We start from the raw sequence: 23,847 nt of genomic DNA on the forward strand, positions 1-23,847 counted from the left end.
ATATGAGTTTATCAACCACAAGTATAAGGAGACCCGTTTTAACCATTGTACTGAATCTTTTGATTATTTTATTCGGTTTTATTGGTTATACCTTTTTGGGTGTACGTGAATTTCCTTCGATTGATCCGGCACAGGTTTCGATAAGAACCAATTATACCGGAGCCAATTCTGATATTATCGAATCACAAATTACAGAACCGCTTGAAAAAGCCGTAAATGCCATAGACGGAATCCGAAATATTACTTCATCCAGTAATCAGGGAAGCAGCAATATTACAATCGAGTTTAATCTGGACAAAGATTTAGAAGAAGCCGCAAATGATGTGCGTGACAAGGTTTCACAAGCAATCAGAAGTTTACCTCAGGATATCGATGCTCCACCAGTAGTGTCTAAAGCAGATGCTGATAGTGATGCTATTATTTCGATGACTGTACAAAGTGATACACGAAATTCCTTAGAATTAAGTGATTATGCCGAAAATGTAATTTCGCAACGATTAGAAACCATACCCGGCGTAAGTGGTGTTCAGATTTGGGGACAAAAACGTTATGCCATGCGTTTATGGATTGATCCTGCAAAATTAACTGCTTATAGCTGTACCGTTGCTGATGTTCGTACAGCGCTAAACGCACAAAATGTCGAATTACCTTCAGGAAAATTAACAGGAAACAATACCGAACTAACGGTTAAAACTGTGGGAAATCTTTCTAAACCGAAGAATTCAATAATATTATCATTCGTACAGACGGAGATAAAATTGTTCGTTTCAGCGATGTCGGAATTGCCTCTTTAGGTCCTGAAAATATAGAAACAAAACTAAGTCAGTCCGGTTTACCAATGATTGGTTTAGCCATTGTCCCAATGCCGGGAGCCAATTATTTAGATATTTCTTCTGAGTTTTATAAAAAATACGAAGCCTTAAAAAAGGATTTACCAAAAGATATCAAACTGAATATTGCACTTGACAATACTATTTTTGTAAAGAAATCAGTACTCGAAGTTGCCGAAACCTTAGGTATTTCGATTGTTTTGGTAATCATTATCATCTATTTATTCTTTAGAGACTGGGCGATTGCTTTCAGACCCTTAATTGATATTCCTGTATCGTTAATTGCAACATTTTTTATCATGTGGCTTTTTGGGTTCTCCATCAACGTATTGACTTTACTGGCAATTGTATTGGCTACCGGTTTAGTGGTAGATGATGGAATTGTAGTAACCGAAAATATCTTCAAAAAAGTAGAAGAAGGAATGTCACCAATTGAAGCTGCGATCAAAGGATCAAATGAGATTTTCTATGCCGTAATCTCGATCTCTGTTACTTTGGCAGCAGTATTCTTACCTGTTATTTTCTTAGAAGGTTTCGTAGGTCGACTCTTTAGGGAATTTGGTGTTGTAATTGGTGCCGCAGTTTTAATCTCTGCCTTTGTATCCCTGACTTTAACGCCAATGTTGAATGCTTATTTAATGAAAGGCGGCGAACAAAAAAAATCAAAATTCTATATTAAAACTGAACCATTTTTTGAAAAAATGAACAGTAGTTATGCTGAGGCTCTAACAAAATTCATGGATAGAAAATGGATTAGTTTCCCAATTCTTATAGTTTGTTTCGGATTGATTTATTTATTTTTTACCATACTCCCAAAAGAAACTGCTCCTTATGATGACAGAAGTTCTGTTACGATGCGTATGACAACACCTGAGGGTTCCTCTTACGAATATACAGATCGTTTTATGCAGGAGATTTCTAAATTGGTAGACGATTCGATTCCGGAGAAAAAAGTGAGTTTGGTTATTACGGCACCTGGTTTTGGAGCTTCGGCAACCAATACTGGTTTTATCAGGCTTTCATTAAAAGAACCCGATGAGAGAAAACTTTCTCAAAAGGATATTGCAGATAAATTAACCAAATGGACTAAAAAATATCCTGAGGCAAAAACTGCAGTAATTCAGCAGCCTACAATTGCTGTAAACAGACGTGGTGGTTTACCAATTCAGTATATTATTCAGGCTCCGAATTTTGAAAAACTGAGAGAAAAAATCCCGGTGTTTATGGAAGAAGTGGGCAAAAGCGATGTTTTTTCTACTACAGATGTAAACTTAAAATTTAACAAACCTGAAATCAATGTTAGTATCAATCGCGAAAAAGCAGAAAGTTTAGGTATTTCGATCTTAGATATAGCGCAAACTTTACAACTTTCTTTAAGCGGACAACGTTTTGGTTATTTCATTAAAAACGGAAAACAATATCAGGTTATTGGTCAGTTTGATCAAAAAGACCGTTCTAAGCCTTTGGATTTAACGTCAATGTTTGTAAAAAACAATAAAGGTCAATTAATACAAATGGACAACGTTGTCAATGTAGAAGAACAAAGTAATCCACCTCAGTTGTATCATAATAACCGATACATGTCGGCTACGGTTTCTGCAGGTTTAGCGCCCGGAAAAAGTATCAGCGACGGTATTCAGGAAATGGACAGAATTAAGGCTAAAGTTTTGGACGAAAGCTTTACAACCGATTTAAGTGGAGAATCGAGAGATTTTGTCGAAAGTAGTTCTAATACTTCTTTCGCTTTTGGATTGGCATTATTACTTATCTTTTTGATTCTGGCGGCTCAGTTTGAGAGTTTTATCGATCCGTTTATTATTATCTTAACCGTGCCTATGGCAGTTGCAGGAGCTTTATTCTCACTTTGGTTATTCAATCAGACCTGGAATATTTTTAGTCAGATTGGTACTGTAATGCTTATTGGTCTGGTTACTAAAAATGGTATCTTAATTGTTGAATTTGCCAATCAGCTTCGAGAACAGGGAAAACCAAAATTAGAAGCCATTTTAGAAGCCTCAGAAGCACGTTTACGTCCTATTTTAATGACGAGTTTAGCAATTGCCTTAGGAGCATTACCAATTGCAATGTCACTTGGAGCAGCCTCTACAAGTAGAATCGGAATGGGAGTTGTAATTGTTGGAGGAACAATTTTCTCTCTGGCGCTGACTCTTTTTGTAATTCCGGCTATTTATTTAATGTGGTCCAAAGCCAGAAAACATTATCCGGAATTTGACCATATTGACGAATACGAAAAAGAAAGTATAAAATAAAAGCTAAAAATCAGGAACTCTATTCTTTATACAGTTCCTGATTCTTTGGTAAAAGAAAATAAATATGACTATTAAAAATTTATACAGCACTTTACTCCTTCTCTTCTTATGCATTATACAAGCAAATGCACAGGAAGTTTTGACTATAGAGGATGCTACAAAAATTGCTCTTGAGAATAATTTCGAAATTAAAATTGCCAAGAATAATTCAAAAATCAGCGAGACGAATGTTACGATTGGAAATGCCGGAATGTTACCTTCTGCAATAGCTTCTATTACAGACAATAACAGCATTACCAATTCATCGCAAACACGTCAGGACGGAACAACTACTTCCTTAGACAATGCCAAAAACAACAGCTTAAATTATGGTGTAAGCCTTGGCTGGACTGTTTTTGACGGAATGAAAATGTTTGCCAGACTAGATCAGTTAAAAGAACTACAAAAATTAGGCGATTCAGAATTAAGAAGAACTGTTTTAATAAAAATAGTTCAGGTAAATTCCGCTTACTACGATCTTGTACAGCAACAACATCAATTGGCCGCTCTGGATACCACAATTGTAATTTCGAAGCAAAGATTAACATTAGCACAAAACCGTTTCAGCATAGGAAAAGCTTCAAAATTAGAAGTTTTAAATGCTCAGGTTGATTTAAATTCTGATCAGGTTGCCTTATTGAGACAAAAAGAAACGTATGCAAATGCCAAAATCTTACTAAACCAATATCTGGCACGCGATCCCAAAATCAACTATACAGTGACTGATTTAGTAACCGTAAATGATGCTTTAAATCTGACCGAACTATCAGAACTTGCTCATAAACAAAATCCGGCTGTAGAAGCCCAAATTATCAACAAACGAATTGCTGAATTGCAATTAAAACAAGTAAAAGCAGATCGTTACCCGGTTGTAAATTTAACCTCAGGATACAATTTTACAGAAAGTCAGTCCAGTTTAGGTTTTACGAGTCAGGCTTCATCAAGAGGTTTAAATTATGGCTTTAATGCTACTTTAAATATATTTGACGGTTTTAATCAGCATCGAAATGAAAAAGTAGCAAAACTTGAAATCGAAAACTCTCAGATTGCTATAGAACAGCAAAACATGATTTTGGATACTCAGTTAAGTACCGCTTTTCAAACGTATTTAACCAATTTAGAATTAATCGGATTAGAAGAAGATAACGTTACAATTGCCAAACAAAACTTAGACATTACCTTGGATAAATTTAGAATCGGAACCATTACAACTCTTGATTTCAGAACTGCTCAGTTAAATTATGTCAATGCAAAAGTACGCTACAGCAATGCACAATATCAGGCAAAATTATCTGAAATTGCCTTGAGAGAATTAGCTGGTAATATTAATTTTTAAATTAAATTTGTTTCAAAAAACAAGCATAAATGATCGCATATAATACCAAAGAGTGGTTTACTTTTATCTTCCATTTTCATAAATCTGACACCATCAGACAATTATTCCCTGTAATGATTGGTATTGGTATTTACTCCGGACTTGTAGGCTATTCTGAAATTATTTATTTTGATATTGACCAAAACCATTATCTCAAAAATATTCCGATAATGCACGGAATATTAGGTTTTGTAATTTCGCTTTTATTAGTTTTCAGAACCAATACTGCCTATGATCGCTGGTGGGAAGCTAGAAAATTATGGGGTGGTTTAGTCAATAATAGCCGTAATTTTGCCATAAAACTTTCGGCTATTTTAAAAGACGAAAATGACCGCAAATTTTTCAGAAAATTTATTCCGGCTTATGCCTCTATTTTATACAAGCATTTAAACAATTCAGACACAGCAAAACAGCTTTTTGAAGATGTTGATTTAGAACTTGATCACCATAAACACAAGCCCAATCAGGTAAAAAGAATGATGTATCATAAAATTAATGATTTGTATGATGCAAAAAAAATCAGTGGTGATCAGTTAATCATTCTAAATGCCGAACTGGTTGCCTTTACTGATATTTGCGGTGCCTGTGAACGAATAAAAAACACTCCTATTCCCTACTCTTACAGTGCCTTTATCAAGAAGTTTATCTTTTTCTACATTATGACTTTGCCTTTTGGATATTCATTAAGTTTAGGTTATTATGTAGTTCCGGTTGTTGTTTTTATCTTTTATGTTTTGGCCAGTTTAGAATTAATTGCCGAAGAAATCGAAGATCCTTTTGGTGATGATGAAAACGATCTTCCTATTAAAAAAATATCCGAAAACATCAAAAAGCATGTTGAAGAACTGATTTAATAAAACGTTAAATCTGATGGTATTACATATATTTTTATTAAATTTAAGACATCTTCAAAACTTTAATAAAAATGCAGAATCAACGTGTTTTAATCCATCCGCCTCAATTATCGAATGAAAAATCATTAAAAACACTTGTTGAAAACAGGAGTGTTTACACGCTGAACAACTGCGAATTAAATCTTTTTGAGACTTACGAATCTTCTAAACTGGTTCCGTTAAAATTTAATGATTTTGTGGTAACAAGTATGTTGCGTGGCAAAAAAATCATGCATTTATTTGATGATCCCGGTTTTGATTATTTGCCCGGAGAAACTGTCGTTATTCCTTCAAATATTGAGATGAAAATAGATTTTCCGGAAGCTTCAAAAGAAAATCCGACGCAATGTCTTGCTTTAGCCATTGATAATAGTAAAATTAACGACACTTTAAATTTTTTAAATGAACGCTATCCCAAAGAAGGCAGCAATACATATTGGCAATTAAACTATCAGAATTATTTTTTTTACAATAATATTGATCTTGCCACAACAATCAATAAACTAATTAAGGAGTGTACCAGTACTTCTATTACCAAAGATGCGCTGGCTGACTTAACTTTACAGGAATTATTAATCCGAATCATTCAGACTCAAACCGCAAAATCTATTGATGAAGGGCTTAAAATTTCTTCCAGCAACCCTATTTTTGAAGTTACTGAATTCATCAAACTAAATCTTAAAGAAAATATAAGTCTAAAAATATTAAGTGAGAAGGCTTGTATGAGCACAACTTCATTCTACCGCTTTTTTAAACGTGAGTTAGGCATGAGTCCAATTGAATATGTTTTGAATGAAAAAATTAAACATGCCAAAAAATTACTTAGGAATCCCGGAATCCAAATAAACGAAGTGTGTTATTTATCCGGTTTTGAAGATGCAAACTATTTTACCCGATTGTTTAAAAAACACGAAGGAATTACGCCAAAACAGTATCAGTTGCTTTATGTTAACTAAGTTTTTTTTTAGGTACAAAGGCTCAAAGTAACAAAGGCTCAGAGCTTTCTTAATCTTTAAGTCTCAGATTAGAATGCATTCTAAAAAATACTGTTTAAACATAACTAAGATTCAACGATACAAATGCAAAATCTTTGTCCCTTTGCAACTTTGTCTCTCTGAGCCTTAAAGAAAAATTTTTACACTCTCCAAATCCTTCTCCTCTTCTTCGGTAAAAATTCTGTATTCGATTTGAAAAGTCTTTTTGAGCGGAGTTTCTAATGAAAAACCACCAACACCAAAAGCATCAATTACTTTAAGGGTAAAATGCGAATGTTTCCAATATTCGTACAAGTCATTATCAATCCAAAATTCTGCATCTTCTATCGTTCCTATACAAACATCGCCAGTTCGCTGATAGTAACTGCCTTTTTCAAAACATTGCGGCTGAGTTCCCTCACAGCATCCTCCGGCCTGGTAAAACATTAAATCGCCATGTTTTTCCTTTAGAATTCTGATTAATTCAATTGCTTCTTTTGTTGCATCTAATCTCTTTATCATGACTCAATAATTTTAAAAAAAGCAGTAAACTTATCATTATAAATTTACCGCTTTTTTGCATTACCAATTAAATATTTGCAATATCAAGAACGACTCGTCCTTCAATTTGTCCTTTCTTCATTTTATCAAAAACGTTATTAATATTTTCGAGTTTTTCAGAAGTTACAGTGGCTTTTACTTTTCCTTCGGCAGCAAATTCTATTGCTTCTTTCATATCCTTACGGGTACCAACAATAGAACCCCGAATTGTAATCCTGTTTAAAACCGTATCAAAAATTGATAAATCAAAAGTACCTGGAGGAAGTCCGTTAAGTGCCATTGTACCTTTTCTTCTTAATGTTTCAAGACCTTGCTTAAAAGCTATAGGAGAAACTGCTGTTATCAATGCCCCGTGCATCCCACCGACTTCCTTTTTTAAATATTCTCCAGGATTTTGATTCATTGCATTTACGACCAAATCGGCACCTAGCCTTTTTGCTAAGTCAAGCTTATCATCGGCAACATCAATTGCCGCAACGTGCATTCCCATTGCCTTTGCATATTGTACAGCAACATGCCCCAGGCCACCAATTCCAGAAATAGCAACCCATTCTCCGGGTTTTACCTCTGTTTCTTTAAGCCCTTTATAAACCGTAACTCCGGCACAAAGTATGGGAGCCATTTCTATAAAATTTACATTTGAAGGAAGAATTCCAACATATCTGGCATCTGCAATTACAAATTCTGCAAAACCACCATCAACACTGTAACCTCCATTCTGTTGGCTATCACATAAAGTTTCCCATCCTGTAATACACTGATCACAGCCACCACATGCGCTATAAAGCCACGGAACACCAACAGCATCTCCTTCTTTTACATTTTTTACGTCCTGCCCCACAGCGGCGACATAACCAACTGCTTCATGCCCAGGGATTAGTGGCATTTTTGGTTTTACAGGCCAATCCCCTTCAACAGCATGCAAATCAGTATGACAAACTCCACTTGCGATAACTTTTACAAGGATCTCATTTCTTCCTGGTCGTTTTACTTCTACTTCTTCAATTTTTAAAAGAGAACCAAATTCTCTAATAACTGCTGCTTTCATCGTTTTTGGTAACATAACAAAGATTGATTTATGAGCATAATAAATTGTTTTTATCATGCTTGATTTATAAAAAATAAGAGTGTTGTTTTCTTAGAAGAAACCTAATTTCTTTTTATCGTAGGAAATAAGCATATTTTTGGTTTGACGGTATTGACTCAACATCATTTTGTGATTCTCACGACCAATTCCGGATTGTTTATAGCCGCCAAATGGTGCTCCGGCCGGATAAGAATGATATTGATTGATCCAGACACGTCCCGACTGAATTGCTCTTGGAACCTGATATATTTCGTGTGCATCACGTGTCCATACTCCCGCGCCAAGCCCGTACATGGTATCGTTTGCAATTTCGATTGCCTCTTCGGTAGTTTTAAAAGTTGTAACAGCTAGTACTGGTCCAAAAATTTCTTCCTGAAAAATTCTCATTTTGTTATGTCCTTTAAACAACGTTGGTTTGATGTAATAACCACCATCAAGTTCTCCTCCCAGTTTATTTTCATCTCCTCCGGTTAATAATTCTGCACCTTCTTCTTTACCCAATTTGATGTAAGACATGATTTTTTCTTTCTGCACTATCGAAGTCTGTGCTCCAATCATAGTCGATTTATCCAATGGATTTCCTGCTATTATAGCTTCAGTCCTTTCGATAACCTTAGCAATAAACTTATCGTAAATGTCTTCATGAATTAACAATCGCGAAGGACAAGTACAGATCTCGCCCTGATTTAAAGCAAACAAAACAGCACCTTCAATCGCTTTATCAAAGAAATCATCATCATGATCTGCTACAGACGGAAAGAAAATATTTGGTGATTTCCCTCCTAACTCCAGAGTAACCGGAATAATATTTTCGGTCGCATATTGCATTACCAAACGCCCGGTTGTTGTTGATCCTGTAAATGCAGCTTTAGCCACTTTTTTGTTTGTTACCAACGGACGTCCAAGTTCTGCACCAAAACCATTTACGATATTTAAAACACCCGCAGGAAGAATATCTCCAATTAATTCCATTAAAACCATAATGGAGATTGGAGTACTTTCGGCAGGTTTTAAAACAATAGTATTTCCTGCTGCCAAAGCCGGAGCTATTTTCCATACCGCCATTAAAATCGGGAAATTCCACGGAATAATTTGTGCTACAACACCAAGAGGTTCACTTAATGCAATTGAAACAGTTTGCGAATCAAGTTCTGCAATTGAACTTTCTTCAGCACGAATTACTCCGGCAAAATATCTAAAATGATCAATTGCAAGCGGAATATCTGCCGCAAGTGTTTCGCGAATTGGTTTTCCGTTATCTATGGTCTCTACAGTTGCGATGTATTCAAGATTGTCTTCTATTTTTTGCGCAATTTTATTGAGTAAAATACTTCGTTCTGTTACAGATGTTTTTTCCCATGTTTTAAATGCCTCATGCGCTGCATCTACTGCTTTCTCAAGATCTTCTTTTCCGGAATGTGCTGCTTTTGTAAATACTTTTCCATCAATAGGAGAAACAACATCAAAATACTCTCCTGACACAGGCGCAGTAAATTTTCCATTTATATAATTGTCATATTTTGCCTTAAAGTCAGGTCTTTTTGCCGTTGTGCTCATAATTACTTTTTTTTGATTCTTCTCAAAATTAGTTTCATCTACTGAAACAGAATAGCACTTTTCGTTCATCTAATAGCACAAAAATTACATATTTGATTTTATAACACTCTTTTACTACTATTTTATTATTTTTTTAAGAGATAAATTATTTAAAACACACTTTTGAAAACTTTTTACCTGATTACAAGCCTCTTAAAAAAACCAAATAAATTCTTTCTTACTACAATTCGCAATTCTTATATTTGTATCCTCAATACAAGAATAATAAACTAACATGAAAATATCTTACAACTGGTTAAAGCAATTTATTAAAACAGACTGGACTTCAGAACAGACTTCAGAATTACTGACGGATTTAGGTCTTGAAGTTGAAGTTGTTGAAAAATACCAATCCATAAAAGGTGGTTTAGAAGGAATTGTTGTAGGACACGTACTTACTTGCGAAAAACATCCTGATGCAGACAGACTTAGAGTTACAACTGTAAATATTGGTTTAGAAGCTCCGATACAAATTGTATGTGGCGCTGCCAATGTTGCGGCAGGTCAAAAAGTTCCGGTTGCAACGATTGGAACTGTTTTATATGATAGCGAAGGAGTTGAATTTACTATTAAAAAAGGAAAAATTCGCGGACAGGAAAGTCACGGAATGATTTGTGCTGAAGACGAATTAGGTCTGGGAACAAGTCACGACGGAATTATGGTTCTTGATGCTGATCTGGTTCCGGGAACTCCGGCAGCAGAAGTTTTTAAAATTGTAAATGACGAAGTATTCGAAATTGGATTAACTCCAAATCGTGCGGATGCAATGAGCCATTTTGGAACTGCGCGTGATTTAAGAGCCGGAATGTTGCAGCGTGGAGTAAATATTGAATTGATTACACCATCTGTAAGCAATTTCAGAGTTGACATGCGTACGCTTAAAATTGATGTAAATGTCGAGGAACCAACTTTAGCTCCAAGATATTGTGGCGTTACCATTTCGGGCATTACAGTTCAGGAATCTCCTGCCTGGTTACAAGATCGTCTAAAAGCTATTGGGTTAACTCCAAAAAATAACATTGTCGATGTTACTAATTATGTATTACATGAACTAGGACAGCCTCTACACGCTTTTGACGCTGCTAAAATAAACGGAAAAGTTATCGTAAAAACATTAGCTGCAGGAACTAAATTCACCACTTTAGATGACGTAGAAAGAACCTTGCATGCAGAAGACTTAATGATTTGTGATGAAAAAGGCCCGCTTTGTATTGCAGGTGTTTTTGGCGGAAAAAAATCAGGAGTTACAGAAGGAACAACTTCTATCTTTTTAGAAAGTGCTTATTTTGATGCTGTAAGCATTCGTAAAACAGCAAAAAGACATCAATTAAACACAGATGCTTCTTTTAGATTTGAAAGAGGAATTGATCCAACAATTACAGAATATGCTTTGAAACGTGCAGCTCTATTAATTCAGGAAGTTGCAGGCGGAAAAATAACTTCTGATGTTGTCGAAGTTTATCCTAAAAAAGTAGAAGACTTTTCTGTGTTATTGAATTTTAGTCATGTTTCTAAAATCATCGGACAGGAAATTCCAAAAGATACGATCAAAAAAATACTAGTTTCTTTAGATATTAAAGTAAACAGTGTTTCTGATTCCGGTTTAGGATTAACAATCCCTGCTTACCGTGTTGATGTTCAGCGTGAAATTGATGTAATCGAAGAAATCTTAAGAGTATACGGTTATAACAACATTAATTTCTCTAAAAAATTCAATGCTACGGTGGCTAATTCACCAAGAACGGAGGATTACAAGGTACAAAATGTAATTGCATCACAGTTGAATTCACAGGGTTACCATGAAATGATGGCCAACTCTCTAACGACTGCTGCTTACACTAAATTATCTGCTTCTTTAAAAGAAGAACATAATGTAACGATGCTAAATCCACTGAGCAGTGATTTATCTACAATGCGCCAATCTTTATTGTTCTCTGGTTTAGAAGCCATATCATACAACATCAATAGAAAAAATTCTGATTTAAAATTATTTGAATTCGGAAAAACATATCATAAATATCTAAACGGATACGAAGAGCACAAACATTTAACTTTGCTGCTTTCCGGAAACAGAAATAAAGAAACCTGGACAAACCCTCAAAAAGCAACAGATTTCTTTTTACTAAAAGGATATGTAAAAGGTATTTTATCTCGCTTGGGCATTGATAAAATTTCGAATGCTCCGGTTCAGTCAGACATTTTCTCTGAAGGAACAGCAATTTGTTACAACAATGATACTTTGGTAGAAATGGGTGTAGTTAAAAAGTCTATCCTGAAACATTTTGGTATTAAGCAAGATGTTTACTATGCCGATTTTAACTGGGATTTAGTTTTAAAAATTATCACCGGAAAAATCAAATACAGTGAAATTCCTAAATATCCTGAAGTTCGCAGAGATTTAGCTTTATTAATTGACCAGAGTACAACTTACGAAAGTATCTTTAATCTGGCTAAACAAACAGAAAAATCACTTCTAAAAGACATTAATTTATTTGATGTTTACGAAGGAAACAAACTTCCGGAAGGTAAAAAATCGTATGCATTGAGTTTTACGATTCAGGATAACACCAAAACGCTTACTGATGCTCAGATTGATAAAATCATGTCGAAATTGCAACAAACTTTCGAAACCGAACTTGGAGCAACTTTGAGATAAAAATGGCTCTTATAAAAATCAAATCCCAATTCTAAATTTAGAATTGGGATTTTTTTTATTCATTAATTCAGCCCTTAATACACCAAAGCAGAAAAAACCGGATACTCCTTAATTTTTTCTTTCCCGTTTAAGAAACTCAATTCCATTAAAAAATTGCATTGTACAATTTCGCCACCTAATTTTTCAACCAATTCACAAACTGCTTTTGCAGTGCCACCTGTTGCCAGAACATCATCGTGAATCAAAACACGATCTCCTTTCTTTATAGCGTCTGTATGCATCTCTAAACTATCTGTACCATATTCGAGTTCATATGACGCAGAAATGGTCTTAAAAGGCAGCTTTTTGGGCTTTCTGACAGGAACAAACCCAGCATTTAATTCCTGAGCCAGTAATACACCAAAGAAAAAGCCACGACTCTCTGCTCCTACTACTTTATCAATTTTTTGATCTTTTAATGATTCTGCTAAAATTTTAAGGCATTCTTTTCTTGCAATTGGGTCATTTAAGAGCGGAGTGATATCTTTAAATAAAATTCCCTCTTTTGGAAAGTCTTGAATATCACGTATATAATTTTCAATCTGCATTTTTTTTTATTTTTATGTTATTTTTCTCTTGTATATCTCACATTTATGTCTATCTTTGCACCCGCAATAAGCAATCAACAAAGCTACGAAAAATTAGCTAATTGATAACAAAAAGGCCTCGTGGCGCAACTGAATAGCGCATCTGATTACGGCTCAGAAGGTTACTGGTTTGAATCCAGTCGAGGTCACTTCTTAAGAAAACGTTAAAACTTAGGTTTTAGCGTTTTTTTATGTCCTTTCTACACTATTTAACCATCTTTTACATCTAAAAAAGAGAGATTTGTAAATCCTATCAAGTTAACTCCACTGGACACAAACCACCAGTAAAACATTGTAAACACTACATTTCTAACAAATCCATTATCTCTATATTAACAATAATTTAAGTTTGTGGAAATTGAAGAAGAGAAGTATTGAGGAAAATATCCGACTAATCATAAAAAAAAAGAGGCCAGCAACTATGAGCTGACCTCTGCACATTTTTTAAGTTTTACTAACTAAATAAAGCCTTTTTTAAGCCCAAGGCAGCTTGTTCAGATGAAAATTTAACCGCATCAATATGATCTAATGGGTTTAACAAACCATAATCATGGATAAATCCGTTAAAGGTTTGAATTGTTGTAGGAACACCAGCCTCATCTAACTTACGGGCATAAGCTAATCCTTCATCAAAAAGAATATCATTCTCGGCTAATTGTACTAATGCAGGTGGCAATCCTTTCAATTTTTCAATTGAAGCACTGAACGGGGTAGCATAGTATTCTTTTCTTTGCTCTAAATCTGTAGTATAGTTATCCCACATCCATTTCATTAAGCTTGCTGTTAAGAATCTGCCTTCAGCATATTTTTGCCAAGATTCACGTGTAAAATCAGCATCTGTTACTGGCCATAAAAGTAATTGGAATTTTATTTCAGGGCCACCTTTATCTTTTGCCATAAGACAAAGTACAGCAGTCATATTTCCGCCAACGCTGTTTCCAGCGGCCGCCATATTTTTACCATCTACTCCTATCTGGTCTCCATTTTCTGAAACCCATTTTGTAGCCGCATAAATTTGATTAATAGCGGTTGGATATTTAGCTTCAGGCGATGGTGTATAGTCTGTAAAAACTGCTGCTGCCCCACTATTTACGACTAAGTCCCTTACCAATCTCCTGTGGGTAGGATAATCCCCTAATATCCATCCACCACCATGTGTAAACATAAATACTGGTAGTTTTTCAGAAACTGCATCGGCAGGTTTTACAATATGAATATTTACTGTATAACCATCTTGTATAATTTCTCTTTCGGATTCAACAATATCTGAATAATCAAATTCTACTGACTTTTGAGCATCTATCAGTACTTGTCTTGCGTCTTGAGGCGTCATTGTTTCCAATGGTTTGCCACCACTGTTATTTAGAGCATTTAAAAAATCTCTAATTTGTAAGAGGATTTGAGGGTCTTTTTCTGCTGGAATTGGTTGTGCCATAAAAGTAAATTTTAATGATTATTATTTTTAAACAAAGTGCTCTAAGTAATTTTTATTCTTGACTTAGATTTTGATGAAACTTATCACTAACAAATTTCCTGATAAATTGGCAAGATTGTGTAACTGAATCAATTAAGTGTGTAACCAAATCTCTGGTTGAAATATATATTTGAAAATTAATTTCTTATATATACTTCTTCAAAAGGAACTCTGTATCTTTCTCCCCAGATGCCTTCATTTTCTTTTCTAATTCCACATGAAACTACCATATTAATTTCGGCACTTTGAGGCAATTTTAAAATTCCCTTTAAAACTTTACTGTCAAAACCTTCTAAAGGACAGGTATCATACCCTTCGTTAGCCATTGCAATCATAAAAGTTTGAGCTGCCAAAGCACATGATTTATGAACAACTACTCTCATATCATTCTCAGAGACTTCTCTTGTAATAGTTCTGAATAATCCAATAATCTTTGTTAAAATTATCCTGAAAATTCCAAGTAACCCAAAAAAACGCGAATAGAGTAAAGGCATTATTTTACCATAGTATAATTCACGATCCTTAATTCTTTTCTCTTGACGTTCTTGCGGGCTATTCCGGCGAATATTCCCTTTTTCAAAATCTAAAACAAATTTCGCTCTCTTTCGAAATAAATCTCTTCTGGTTACAAAAATTACAATTTGTGAAGCTGTTGAAGTTGCAGTTTGGTCTAGACAAGCCTTAGATACTTGTTTTAATAATTCTGGTTTTGTTATATGATGAAACTCCCATAATTGCATATTGGAACTATTTGGAGCCAAAGTTGCCAATTCTAAGCATTCTTTTACCTTTCCTTCATCAATAGGTTTTTCTTTATCATAAACCCGAACGGAACGTCTAAAATTTAATATTTCAGTTAAATTCATCGTTATTTTAAATAGCATTAATTAAATGATTGTCTGAACTCTAAAGGCGAAATAGAGGTTCTGTTTTTAAACAAGCGGTGAAAAGACTACGGGTGTTCAAAACCTAAATGATAAGCAATTTCAGAAACTGACAAAGAAGTGGTAGAGAGCAGTTCTTTTGATTTTTCGATAATTCTATTCTGAATATGCTGTTGAGTTGTTTGTCCTGTGTGAACTCTTAACATATCGCTTAAATAATTAGGACTTAAGTGTAATTCGTTAGCAACATATTGAACCGTAGGAATGCCATCTTTCTCCAATTTGTCATTTTTGAAATAACCATCAAGTACATTTTCCAATTTACTAAGTAAATCGTTATTGGCTTTTTTTCTTGTCAAAAACTGACGGTTGTAAAAACGATTGCAATACTTCAGAAGCAAATCGATATTAGACACTAATAAATCCTGAGTAAATGAATCCATGTTGGCATCAATCTCACTACTGATATTTTCAATTATGTCCATTATCGATTTTTCTTCCTTTTCAGATAGAAATAAAGCTTCACTGGTTGAATATGAAAAGTAGCCATAGTCTCTAACTATGGCAGCCAAGTTGTATCCCTGCAAAAAATCGGGATGTATTACCGCAACAAATCCTTTAACACCATTAAGAAGAACATCCTCAAACTGCAATACTTGATGTGGAGCTATAAAGTACATTATGCCCTCATCAAAATCATAATATTGCTGCCCATATTTACATTTGCCTCCTGCACACTCTTTTTTAAGAGCAACCACATAAAAATCAGTTGTTATGGTGCTTAAAATTGTTTCAGGCTCCAACTTTACATCATCAAAATTAAATACACTGATCAACGGATTAGAAGGGCTTTTTAATCCTAAAAATTGATGTAATGCACTTATTGATGAAACTTTTGAAGGAGTTTTCATTTGTTGAAATTCTGACTTATACATCACTAAGTTACAATTTTTTATTTTAATAATTGTTCATTCTTAATTTGTTCGATACCTTGTTTATATGTTGTCACCTGAAAATCAGGAAAACGCTTTTTAAACTTTGAATCGTCGAATAAATTATCATATTTATATCTTGGAAGTAATTCCTGCAATTCTTTCACTCTTTCATTAAATCTTGCGCCAATTTTAAAAACAAATTTTGGTACAACTGAATATTGCAATTTTTTTCCATAAATTTTTGATGCCAGATTGATAAACTGATTATAATTTAACATGTTATCATCAATCGGCAAATGCCAAGTTTGACCGAAAGCATCAGGTGTATTACCAATTAAAGCTGTTGCCCTACTTGCATCTGGTGTCCAAATTAAACTTCTCAATTTATCATCTCTCAAAGGCACCTTCAATTTTTTATTTTCCTTTATATTATTAAAAATCAAAGTGTTGGTTACACTTTGTGTTTTACCAGGTCCATAAAATTCCGGTGCACGACAAATAACCGCTTCGAGTTCACCTGATTCTATTTCTTTCAAAACCATTTCAGCCATTTCTCTTCTTACTTTTCCTTTTCTTCCAACTGGATCGAAAAGGGTTTCTTCAGTGAGCAAACGACCATCCTGTGGGTACATATAAGTATTGTCAAAAAAAACCAATTTTGTTCCGTTGATTTTACAGGCATCAATGACATTTCGTAGAATGAGAGGAAATTGTTTTTCCCATAAGTCAGAACTAATAGGAAGCCCTAAAGTAAAATAAGCAATCTCACTTCCTTTTACAGCTTCAATAGCACTTTTTTTATTAGATAAATCGGCAGAAAATACTATATCTGTATCATTAACTTTCTTTGCTTCTCTGCTTACGATTCTTATCTCTGAAGTATAACTTCTCTTCAATTCTCTTGCTAATTCTTCGCCAATTTGACCGTTGGCTCCTAATATTACTTGCATTTTTTTAGTTTTAAATTCTACTACAAAGTTCAGTATTATCATAGTGATAGACGTAACTCTGTTATGGGTTGTTGTAACATTATCTCTGTTACATTACCCTTTTTAGCCACTTCATTTTTTTATCTGAATAAGGCGGATATTTCCAATCGGGTTCGCCCCAAGTTGTTTTCTCTATTACTGATTTTTGATGTGAGAATGTCAAAAATCCGAATTCACCGTGATAATGACCAATCCCGGAATTTCCAACTCCGCCAAAAGGAAGATAATCACTTGTAATCTGCATCAACGTATCATTGATGCAACCACCACCAAAGGAAACTCTGTTTAGTAGTTTATCTTTCTCATCATCATTATTTGTAAAAAGATAGGCTGCCAAAGGTTTTTCTCCATTAATGATTTTTTCAAGAGCTTCATCATAATTTTTAAAGGAAACCACTGGCAAAACCGGACCAAAAATTTCTTCCTGCATGACAGCATCATCATACGTTACATTGGTCAGGACTGTGGGCTCAATGTAAAGCATTTCTTCATTATGTTTCCCTCCATAAAATATTTTACCAGGAGTAATCAGACTTAATATTCTGTCATAATTTCTTTTATTGATTATACTTGTATAGTGCTCTGCACCATCTATATATCCAGTTTCTTCAATTTTATCTTTTAACAATTGCAAAAATTTGTCTTTGACGGATTCTTCAACCAGCAAATAATCAGGTGCTATACAAGTTTGACCACCGTTTAAAAATTTACCCCAAACGATACGTTTTGCGGCCACTTCTAAATTAGCTGTCTTTGTTACAATAGCGGGCGATTTACCTCCTAATTCTAACGTTACGGGGACCAAGTTTTTCGCAGCTGCTTCATACACAATCTGCCCTACTTTTGGACTTCCTGTAAAGAAAATTTTGCTCCACCGCAATTTCAATAACTCGGTTGTTTCCGGTATGCCGCCTTCAGCAACATACAAATAATTGGAAGGGAAATTAGTATTGATTAATTCCGCCAAAAGGCGCATTGTATTTTCGGGTAATTCACTTGGTTTTACAACACAAGTATTTCCGGCTGCAATGGCTGTAATCAAAGGAACTAAAGTCAATTGATAAGGATAGTTCCACGCCCCAATTACCAAAGTTACGCCCAAAGGGTCTGCATAAATATGGCTGCTTCCGGGTTGTAAACTGAGAGCCGTTTTTACTTTTTTGGGTCTAGCAAGCTTATCTAAATTTTTCAAAAAAAAGTTGATTTCTTTATGAACTAAATTAAGTTCAGTTAAAAAAGTATCGAAAGTACCTTTGCGAAAATCTTTGTAAATCGCATCGTATAGTTGTTGTTCGTTTCCTTTCAAAATATCTTTCAACTTTAGTAAAGTTTCCTTTCTAAACGCCACATCTTTTGTTTGATGAGTGTTGAAGAACTCCTTCTGCGATTGAAATATTTTAGCGAATTCCATTTCCTTAATTTTTAAAAATGAGTTGAATTATTTATTGTTTTCAGTCACTAATTCAGGTGTGTATAAAGCTGCTTGAAATTCCGGTTGGTAATCATAGCGAACTAATTTTTTAAGTTCCAATGATTTGATAAAGGCTGATAACGGACCATCTGAAAGATTAAATTGAATATCTTCAGCCTTTTTGCTTGTTGCTTTTTTTATTGCTCTTACATCACTGTAACCGTGTGTTAACTGGCCTTTTGTATTAAGATTGATAAAATTCGAACGGTTAATTTCAGGTATTGAATTGGTAACCTCTAATTTTTTACCTGTCATTGAAAAATCTAAATTCCCTTTTTCATCGTAATAAGTGAAAGTTACATTGTTTCCATCAGTGTTATAATCAATGGGGATTAACCATTTCGGTAAATTATATCCAACTTTTCCACGAACTCTTGCTAATTCGGTATTAACAGGCAATTTCAACACATAACCCCATAGACTTTTGTCATTTACTTCACCCATTAAAGAAATCAGTCCCCAATTACTTTTATTTTGTTTAGTGGTTACAATAGAGATAGAGAGTTCATTGTATGAATCATTATCACAAAAATGGTAAGCATAGGAAGTAATAGCGATCAATCCTCTACCGGGTGTATAAGAAATCGGTTTGACCAATTCGTTTACTTCCGCAGGAAGTAGCTCTTTTATTTTGCTCATATCTGCTGTATAAATAGCAGTAATACTACTATTGCTGTAATAAAAGTTCGGTGAATATGTGATAAAGCCAACATCTTTTTCTTCTTTGTGAAGGGTTTTGAACCAGCTTAAATCTATATCAGGTCTTTCCTCTGCGACTACGGAAAGGGGTGAGTTGGAATGGAATCTATCAAACATACCGCCCTTTAAAACAGGTAGTTGATGACCTGCCAATTCAATAATGGTATCGTTTTTAGCTATTGAATCGTTGTTTATTGCTTTCAGATTTGAATTTGCAGATGCTGTATTAATGATGGCATTGCTTAGAAAGAAGCCTGGTATAAAAAGTAGAATTACACCAAGGACTACTACAAAAAATATGATTTTTATTTTTTTCACTGTGTTATAGTTTTATTTAGTATCTGAGTTTGTTTTAATTTTTTCAAGTTCTTTCATTACTACTCTTGCCATTTCTTTAGAGCTAAAAGGATTTTGACCAGTAATTAAATTACCGTCAACAACTACTTTTGAAGTCATAGGAATAAAAGCTTTTTTATAATCGGAGTTTCTTTCCTTTAATGCTGCTTCAAGATTAAATGGAACTTTCTTTTTTCGTCCGGCAAGACTTTCTTCAAACCAATTAAATCCAGTTATCTTTTTGTCTTTTATCAAATAGTCGCCATTGGAAAGTTTAACATTCAACAATCCGCCTACACCGTGACAAATCGCAGCCACTTTTTTATTGTTTTCGAAATGATCTTTAATGATTTTTTGTAGAATAGTATCATTTGGAAAATCATACATAGTCCCATGTCCACCTGCTAAATAAACACAATCAAATTCTTGTTTTGATACTTCTTTTAAACTTTTGGTGTGCTTTAATTCTTCTCTAAATTGAATATTATTCCAATATCCTTTAGATACTTTATCCAAAACTAAAGGTCTTAAACTTTCAGGATCAATCGGTGTATCTCCACCGTTTGGACTTGCTATGGTAATTTCAAACCCTTGCTCTTTAGCTTTATCATAGATATGGGTAAGTTCACTGAGCCATAGACCAGTTGGCAATTGGCCATCGTCATACATATTAATCCCGGTAACAATAATTAATAATTTCAATGTGTTCATAATATCTCTTTTTGATGATACAAAGTTCCGTCTTAAATGCAAAACAGAAGTAACCTAATCAACTGAAATTATAACATAATCTCTGTTGTTGAAATTTTAATTATAAAAAACGAGTCAGAAAGTAATTTGCTTGTAATATTAGGAACATTAATATTTGCGTATGCAAACGAAAATTGCAGATAATGATAAGGGCATATTTTTAAATCCGTAACTTTTTTAAATGCCTTTTTCGAATTCAAGAATTCCACAAAAAAATGTTACAACTTAATAACATTAAAAATGTATATGGATTAAAATGTCTTAATTTTTTTAACGTTTAACCCCTACATTACATACAAACCGTCTCCTATTTAGATATCAGATTAATTATCTTACAAAATAACCTCAGAATAAGCCAATTTCTTTAAATCATTCATAAAATGGTTTGTAAATTGTATCGTAGAGGTCACCACAGCCAAAAGGCGCCATTTGAATATAATTGGCGCCTTTTTTTATATTATCATTATTCAATAAATAAGTCAACTTCTTTCTATTAGCTAACAACGAAGACAAGGAAGAGGAAGTAAAAAAGGACAAAACAATTAAAGCAATCACACCGTTTTCTGTAATTTGTTTTTTCTAAAACTCTTTAGCAACTTAAAATCCTTACATTTACCCGCTGGCTAACCAAATTTCGCTGTATAATTAATCCATTTAGCGGCGTCAGGTCAATTAACTTTAAGCAGTCAAGATGGAAAAACATACTGTAACAGTAGCATCGTTACCTTTAGATGATCATACACTATCTAATATTCAGATCAAGAAAGCCAATTTGTTACCAGATCTAAAATCGCAGCTGGATTCTATGGAAATGAAAGAAAAACCGATAATGGATTCTGCCATTCCTTATAGGGACCTGACTGATACAGCGAGTAAAAAAGAAAGTATTGCCCGAATAATTGATAAACTGGACGTTGAAACCAGTCTTAGATATCAAAGAACTCCAGAAGATACCTATTGCAATGTATACGCTTATGATTATTGCTATTTTGCTAAAGTATATCTTCCAACCGTTTGGTGGACTCCCGAATCCCTTGAAAAAATTATACAAGGCCAAGATGTAAAAGCTGTTTTTGAACAAACCGTAGACCGTATCTATTCCAGTGCCATACACGACTGGTTTTTAGAATGGGGACCAAATTTTGGATGGGAAAAAATGTTTACAGCTGAAGAAATCCAACAGAAGGTAAATACCTATGGCGGAATTGGAATAATCTGCGCCAAGAGAAGGGAAAAAGGTCTCTCCGGACACATTGTTCCCGTGGTTCCTGAAACCGAATTGCATAAAGCGTACCGCGAAAATGGCATTGTCGTATATCCGCTACAGTCACAGGCAGGAAAACTGAATTACAATTACTTTTCGGAAGTGAGAAAAGACTGGTGGAATGATGATTTGTATTCCTCTTATGTGTTTTATTATCACGAATAAAAACGCAATTCGTCATATTGCTAAACATTAAAAAAAAATACTGATTATCAACGAGATAACTACTTGGAAATACGATAATAAAAAACTAGTTTTGCAACTTAGAAAAAACAAGAACAGCAAAAGTTGTGATTTAGCCGTTCCCTTGCTTAAATTATTGATACAAAAGCGATTAATAACACTGGTGATTTTATAATTCTATTATAAAATTTTACTCCTTATTTGATCTTTCCCTCGATAAAAAGTGCGAAATATCTAAAATACAAATTCCTATATTTTTAAAAGTAAACAAAGACTTTTATAATGGAGGCAATAATGTGCTTAATCCGTTATAGGTTTCCTGTCACTAATGCTAACCGCCGAATTTGTATCTTCAGATGAAATAATGCTTTAAAAATTATAATTAACCTTAAAAAAGAAAGTAAGTATAAATGACAGATAATCAGACAAAAAAATATTATTGGGGAATAGGATTGGAAAACGAAACCTACATGCAATTTGAAGAACCCCTAATAGTTTCTGGTGAATTTATACAAGAAAAAATTGGTTTTGAGAAATATAGTATTGATTATAGAAAATGCTATAAACCCGAAAGCCTGGCTCCTATGCTGAAAAAAGCTTTTAACCTGACTGAAAGCTATAAAGTAAGCCGAATGATGAACAGTCATTCGCTGGAAAAGCTCGATATCAATTATCAGCACAAGACATTATCGCCAATAAAAACATTAATCAATACGGAAGCCGGTGAAACGATCGCAGAACCGATTGAAAATCCGGAATATCTGGGCAAATCGATCATGGAACTTTTCCTTGAAGATCAGCCATACAACATTCAGAGTATGATTACCCAAAGAAACAAAACGATGGGATCTGTACATTTTGATGGTGATTCTATTGAATTTGTAACCAAATATTTTGAAAACAGAACAATTACTGATTCCTGCAAAGAATTGAAAGCAACCAAAAAACTGTTTTTGGATAAAATCAACGAATCGTCTGTGTTAAACGGAAAATTAAATTTTCCGGATTACAACAACGGCCTTAATATGTTTATGACCAATCAGGAAAATCTGGTTTTGTTTAATAACGGAACCTACCATTTTCATATCACCTTGCCGTCATTAACAGAAGACAGCAGAATTGTGGATTACAATGATTTTGAAAAAACACATGCTAACGCCATTTACCTATTACAGTGGTTTGAGCCTTTTTTTATATCCACGCTCGGAAGCCCTGATATTATGGGCGTGATCAGTGATAAATACAGTTTAGACAAAAAATTCACTTTAGGTTCAATGCGAAATGCTATGTCTCGTTACATAGGTGTTGGGACCTATAACAAATCAATGCCAAAAGGTAAAATTCTAACCTATAAGGTGGACAATTTTAGAAAACTACTGAAATTTACAAAAGAAGAAAACATCTGGTGGCGCGATCAGATTGAAGCCCACATGGAATATGAAATGCTTTCGGAAGTGGGGCTTGATTTTAATCAGGAAAAAATGTACCAGAGCGGTTTCGAATTCAGAAGCTTTGACGAATTCCCGGCGGAGTATTTAAATGATGTTCTTTTTTCTATTATTCTAATTTGCGAACATTCCCTAAACCTGCCTGATGTACAATGGGGACATGACAGCAGAATCTGGAATAACCTGGTCTTTAAAACCTTAAAAACAGGTTATGCCACTGAAATCAATGAAGATGAAAAGAAAGAGCTTTTAAATTTACTACAGCTATTAAATCCCTCAGATTCTAATTACAGCACACTAAAATCAGAATTGGAAGCCATAATCATGCTGGATGAATTTTTCTTTAAAATTTTAGCTGTTTTGCATGACAAATACAAGGACAACAACATTTGCCTGGATGCTATGTACGGCCAAAAAACAAGCACACCTCCAAAATGGGACAATTTTAATAAATACCAGACCGAGAGGCATTTAAAGCAAATTGGCTCTTTCTGCGATAATTAAAAA

Annotated in this window: 16 protein-coding genes, 1 tRNA gene and 2 pseudogenes; 8 read left to right on the forward strand and 11 right to left on the reverse strand. The window is 34.2% G+C overall.

All coding sequences use genetic code 11. The annotated features are described in order from the left end of the window. Positions 1-2 precede the first annotated feature (2 nt). The 4 genes and pseudogenes from OLM51_RS13025 (at position 3) to OLM51_RS13040 (ending at position 6,363) form a co-directional block, all read left to right on the forward strand. Positions 3-3,100 (forward strand): annotated as a pseudogene (locus OLM51_RS13025) (efflux RND transporter permease subunit). 64 nt (positions 3,101-3,164) lie between these two features. Next, positions 3,165-4,475 carry a TolC family protein gene (locus tag OLM51_RS13030; RefSeq protein ID WP_264551038.1) on the forward strand — a complete coding sequence of 437 codons (1,311 nt, stop codon included), beginning with the start codon at positions 3,165-3,167 and terminating at the stop codon, positions 4,473-4,475. Positions 4,476-4,504: 29 nt separating this feature from the next. Further along, positions 4,505-5,368 (forward strand): bestrophin family protein, encoded by an 864-nt coding sequence (locus OLM51_RS13035; RefSeq protein WP_264551039.1) that lies wholly within the window; start codon positions 4,505-4,507, stop codon positions 5,366-5,368. A gap of 71 nt (positions 5,369-5,439) precedes the next feature. After that, entirely contained in the window at positions 5,440-6,363 is a 924-nt protein-coding gene (locus tag OLM51_RS13040) for an AraC family transcriptional regulator (protein WP_264551040.1), read from the forward strand. Positions 6,364-6,528: 165 nt separating this feature from the next. Here OLM51_RS13040 and OLM51_RS13045 read toward each other — a convergent pair whose 3' ends face one another. The 3 genes from OLM51_RS13045 to OLM51_RS13055 all read right to left on the reverse strand — a co-directional run bounded on the left by OLM51_RS13045 (position 6,529) and on the right by OLM51_RS13055 (position 9,586). Then, positions 6,529-6,903: a DUF779 domain-containing protein gene (locus OLM51_RS13045; protein ID WP_264551041.1), complete on the reverse strand. Its 375-nt coding sequence runs from the start codon at positions 6,901-6,903 to the stop codon at positions 6,529-6,531. A gap of 67 nt (positions 6,904-6,970) precedes the next feature. Continuing rightward, complete coding sequence (gene adhP, locus OLM51_RS13050) at positions 6,971-8,047, reverse strand: alcohol dehydrogenase AdhP (protein WP_264551042.1); 1,077 nt, start codon at positions 8,045-8,047, stop codon at positions 6,971-6,973. 33 nt (positions 8,048-8,080) lie between these two features. Further along, on the reverse strand, positions 8,081-9,586 hold the full coding sequence (locus OLM51_RS13055) for an aldehyde dehydrogenase family protein (protein ID WP_264551043.1): 1,506 nt from the start codon (positions 9,584-9,586) through the stop codon (positions 8,081-8,083). A 274-nt stretch (positions 9,587-9,860) separates the two neighbouring features. Between OLM51_RS13055 and pheT the strand changes: the two genes are divergently transcribed. Further along, positions 9,861-12,281, forward strand: a complete 2,421-nt coding sequence (gene pheT / locus OLM51_RS13060; RefSeq protein WP_264551044.1) for a phenylalanine--tRNA ligase subunit beta — start codon at positions 9,861-9,863, stop codon at positions 12,279-12,281. A 74-nt stretch (positions 12,282-12,355) separates the two neighbouring features. On the opposite strand, the gene OLM51_RS13065 is transcribed toward pheT, so the two are convergent. Then, complete coding sequence (locus OLM51_RS13065) at positions 12,356-12,868, reverse strand: adenine phosphoribosyltransferase (protein ID WP_264551045.1); 513 nt, start codon at positions 12,866-12,868, stop codon at positions 12,356-12,358. 114 nt (positions 12,869-12,982) lie between these two features. Between OLM51_RS13065 and OLM51_RS13070 the strand changes: the two genes are divergently transcribed. Beyond that, positions 12,983-13,056 (forward strand) — tRNA-Arg (locus OLM51_RS13070). 305 nt (positions 13,057-13,361) lie between these two features. On the opposite strand, the gene OLM51_RS13075 is transcribed toward OLM51_RS13070, so the two are convergent. The 7 genes and pseudogenes from OLM51_RS13075 to OLM51_RS13105 form a co-directional block, all read right to left on the reverse strand. Further along, positions 13,362-14,342: an alpha/beta hydrolase gene (locus tag OLM51_RS13075; RefSeq protein WP_264551046.1), complete on the reverse strand. Its 981-nt coding sequence runs from the start codon at positions 14,340-14,342 to the stop codon at positions 13,362-13,364. A gap of 176 nt (positions 14,343-14,518) precedes the next feature. Beyond that, positions 14,519-15,247, reverse strand: a complete 729-nt coding sequence (locus tag OLM51_RS13080; protein WP_264551047.1) for a nitroreductase family protein — start codon at positions 15,245-15,247, stop codon at positions 14,519-14,521. 17 nt (positions 15,248-15,264) lie between these two features. After that, positions 15,265-16,176, reverse strand: a pseudogene (locus tag OLM51_RS13085) (helix-turn-helix domain-containing protein). A 41-nt stretch (positions 16,177-16,217) separates the two neighbouring features. Continuing rightward, on the reverse strand, positions 16,218-17,150 hold the full coding sequence (locus OLM51_RS13090) for an NAD-dependent epimerase/dehydratase family protein (RefSeq protein WP_264551048.1): 933 nt from the start codon (positions 17,148-17,150) through the stop codon (positions 16,218-16,220). An 88-nt stretch (positions 17,151-17,238) separates the two neighbouring features. After that, a complete protein-coding gene (locus OLM51_RS13095; protein ID WP_264551049.1) occupies positions 17,239-18,600 on the reverse strand; it encodes an aldehyde dehydrogenase in 1,362 nt (453 codons plus the stop codon). A gap of 27 nt (positions 18,601-18,627) precedes the next feature. Then, complete coding sequence (locus OLM51_RS13100) at positions 18,628-19,677, reverse strand: acetoacetate decarboxylase (ADC) (protein WP_264551050.1); 1,050 nt, start codon at positions 19,675-19,677, stop codon at positions 18,628-18,630. Between the two features lie 12 nt (positions 19,678-19,689). Further along, on the reverse strand, positions 19,690-20,406 hold the full coding sequence (locus OLM51_RS13105; protein WP_264551051.1) for a type 1 glutamine amidotransferase domain-containing protein: 717 nt from the start codon (positions 20,404-20,406) through the stop codon (positions 19,690-19,692). A 730-nt stretch (positions 20,407-21,136) separates the two neighbouring features. On the opposite strand from OLM51_RS13105, the gene OLM51_RS13110 reads away from it, so the two are divergent. Both OLM51_RS13110 and OLM51_RS13115 read left to right on the forward strand, forming a co-directional pair. Further along, positions 21,137-21,874 carry a hypothetical protein gene (locus OLM51_RS13110; RefSeq protein ID WP_264551052.1) on the forward strand — a complete coding sequence of 246 codons (738 nt, stop codon included), beginning with the start codon at positions 21,137-21,139 and terminating at the stop codon, positions 21,872-21,874. Between the two features lie 428 nt (positions 21,875-22,302). Next, positions 22,303-23,844 (forward strand): hypothetical protein, encoded by a 1,542-nt coding sequence (locus tag OLM51_RS13115; protein WP_264551053.1) that lies wholly within the window; start codon positions 22,303-22,305, stop codon positions 23,842-23,844. Positions 23,845-23,847: the final 3 nt, after the last annotated feature.

Origin of the sequence: Flavobacterium sp. N2038, from assembly GCF_025947185.1 — a bacterium.
Taxonomy (GTDB): Bacteria; Bacteroidota; Bacteroidia; order Flavobacteriales; family Flavobacteriaceae; genus Flavobacterium.

Excerpts from the sequence above, each read along its gene's own strand:
- OLM51_RS13030 (WP_264551038.1), top strand. The coding sequence starts at position 3,165 with ATGACTATTAAAAATTTATACAGCACTTTACTCCTTCTCTTCTTATGC.
- OLM51_RS13035 (WP_264551039.1), top strand. The coding sequence starts at position 4,505 with ATGATCGCATATAATACCAAAGAGTGGTTTACTTTTATCTTCCATTTT.
- OLM51_RS13040 (WP_264551040.1), top strand. The coding sequence starts at position 5,440 with ATGCAGAATCAACGTGTTTTAATCCATCCGCCTCAATTATCGAATGAA.
- OLM51_RS13045 (WP_264551041.1), bottom strand. The coding sequence starts at position 6,903 with ATGATAAAGAGATTAGATGCAACAAAAGAAGCAATTGAATTAATCAGA.
- adhP (WP_264551042.1), bottom strand. The coding sequence starts at position 8,047 with ATGATAAAAACAATTTATTATGCTCATAAATCAATCTTTGTTATGTTA.
- OLM51_RS13055 (WP_264551043.1), bottom strand. The coding sequence starts at position 9,586 with ATGAGCACAACGGCAAAAAGACCTGACTTTAAGGCAAAATATGACAAT.
- pheT (WP_264551044.1), top strand. The coding sequence starts at position 9,861 with ATGAAAATATCTTACAACTGGTTAAAGCAATTTATTAAAACAGACTGG.
- OLM51_RS13065 (WP_264551045.1), bottom strand. The coding sequence starts at position 12,868 with ATGCAGATTGAAAATTATATACGTGATATTCAAGACTTTCCAAAAGAG.
- OLM51_RS13075 (WP_264551046.1), bottom strand. The coding sequence starts at position 14,342 with ATGGCACAACCAATTCCAGCAGAAAAAGACCCTCAAATCCTCTTACAA.
- OLM51_RS13080 (WP_264551047.1), bottom strand. The coding sequence starts at position 15,247 with ATGAATTTAACTGAAATATTAAATTTTAGACGTTCCGTTCGGGTTTAT.
- OLM51_RS13090 (WP_264551048.1), bottom strand. The coding sequence starts at position 17,150 with ATGCAAGTAATATTAGGAGCCAACGGTCAAATTGGCGAAGAATTAGCA.
- OLM51_RS13095 (WP_264551049.1), bottom strand. The coding sequence starts at position 18,600 with ATGGAATTCGCTAAAATATTTCAATCGCAGAAGGAGTTCTTCAACACT.
- OLM51_RS13105 (WP_264551051.1), bottom strand. The coding sequence starts at position 20,406 with ATGAACACATTGAAATTATTAATTATTGTTACCGGGATTAATATGTAT.
- OLM51_RS13110 (WP_264551052.1), top strand. The coding sequence starts at position 21,137 with ATGGAAAAACATACTGTAACAGTAGCATCGTTACCTTTAGATGATCAT.
- OLM51_RS13115 (WP_264551053.1), top strand. The coding sequence starts at position 22,303 with ATGACAGATAATCAGACAAAAAAATATTATTGGGGAATAGGATTGGAA.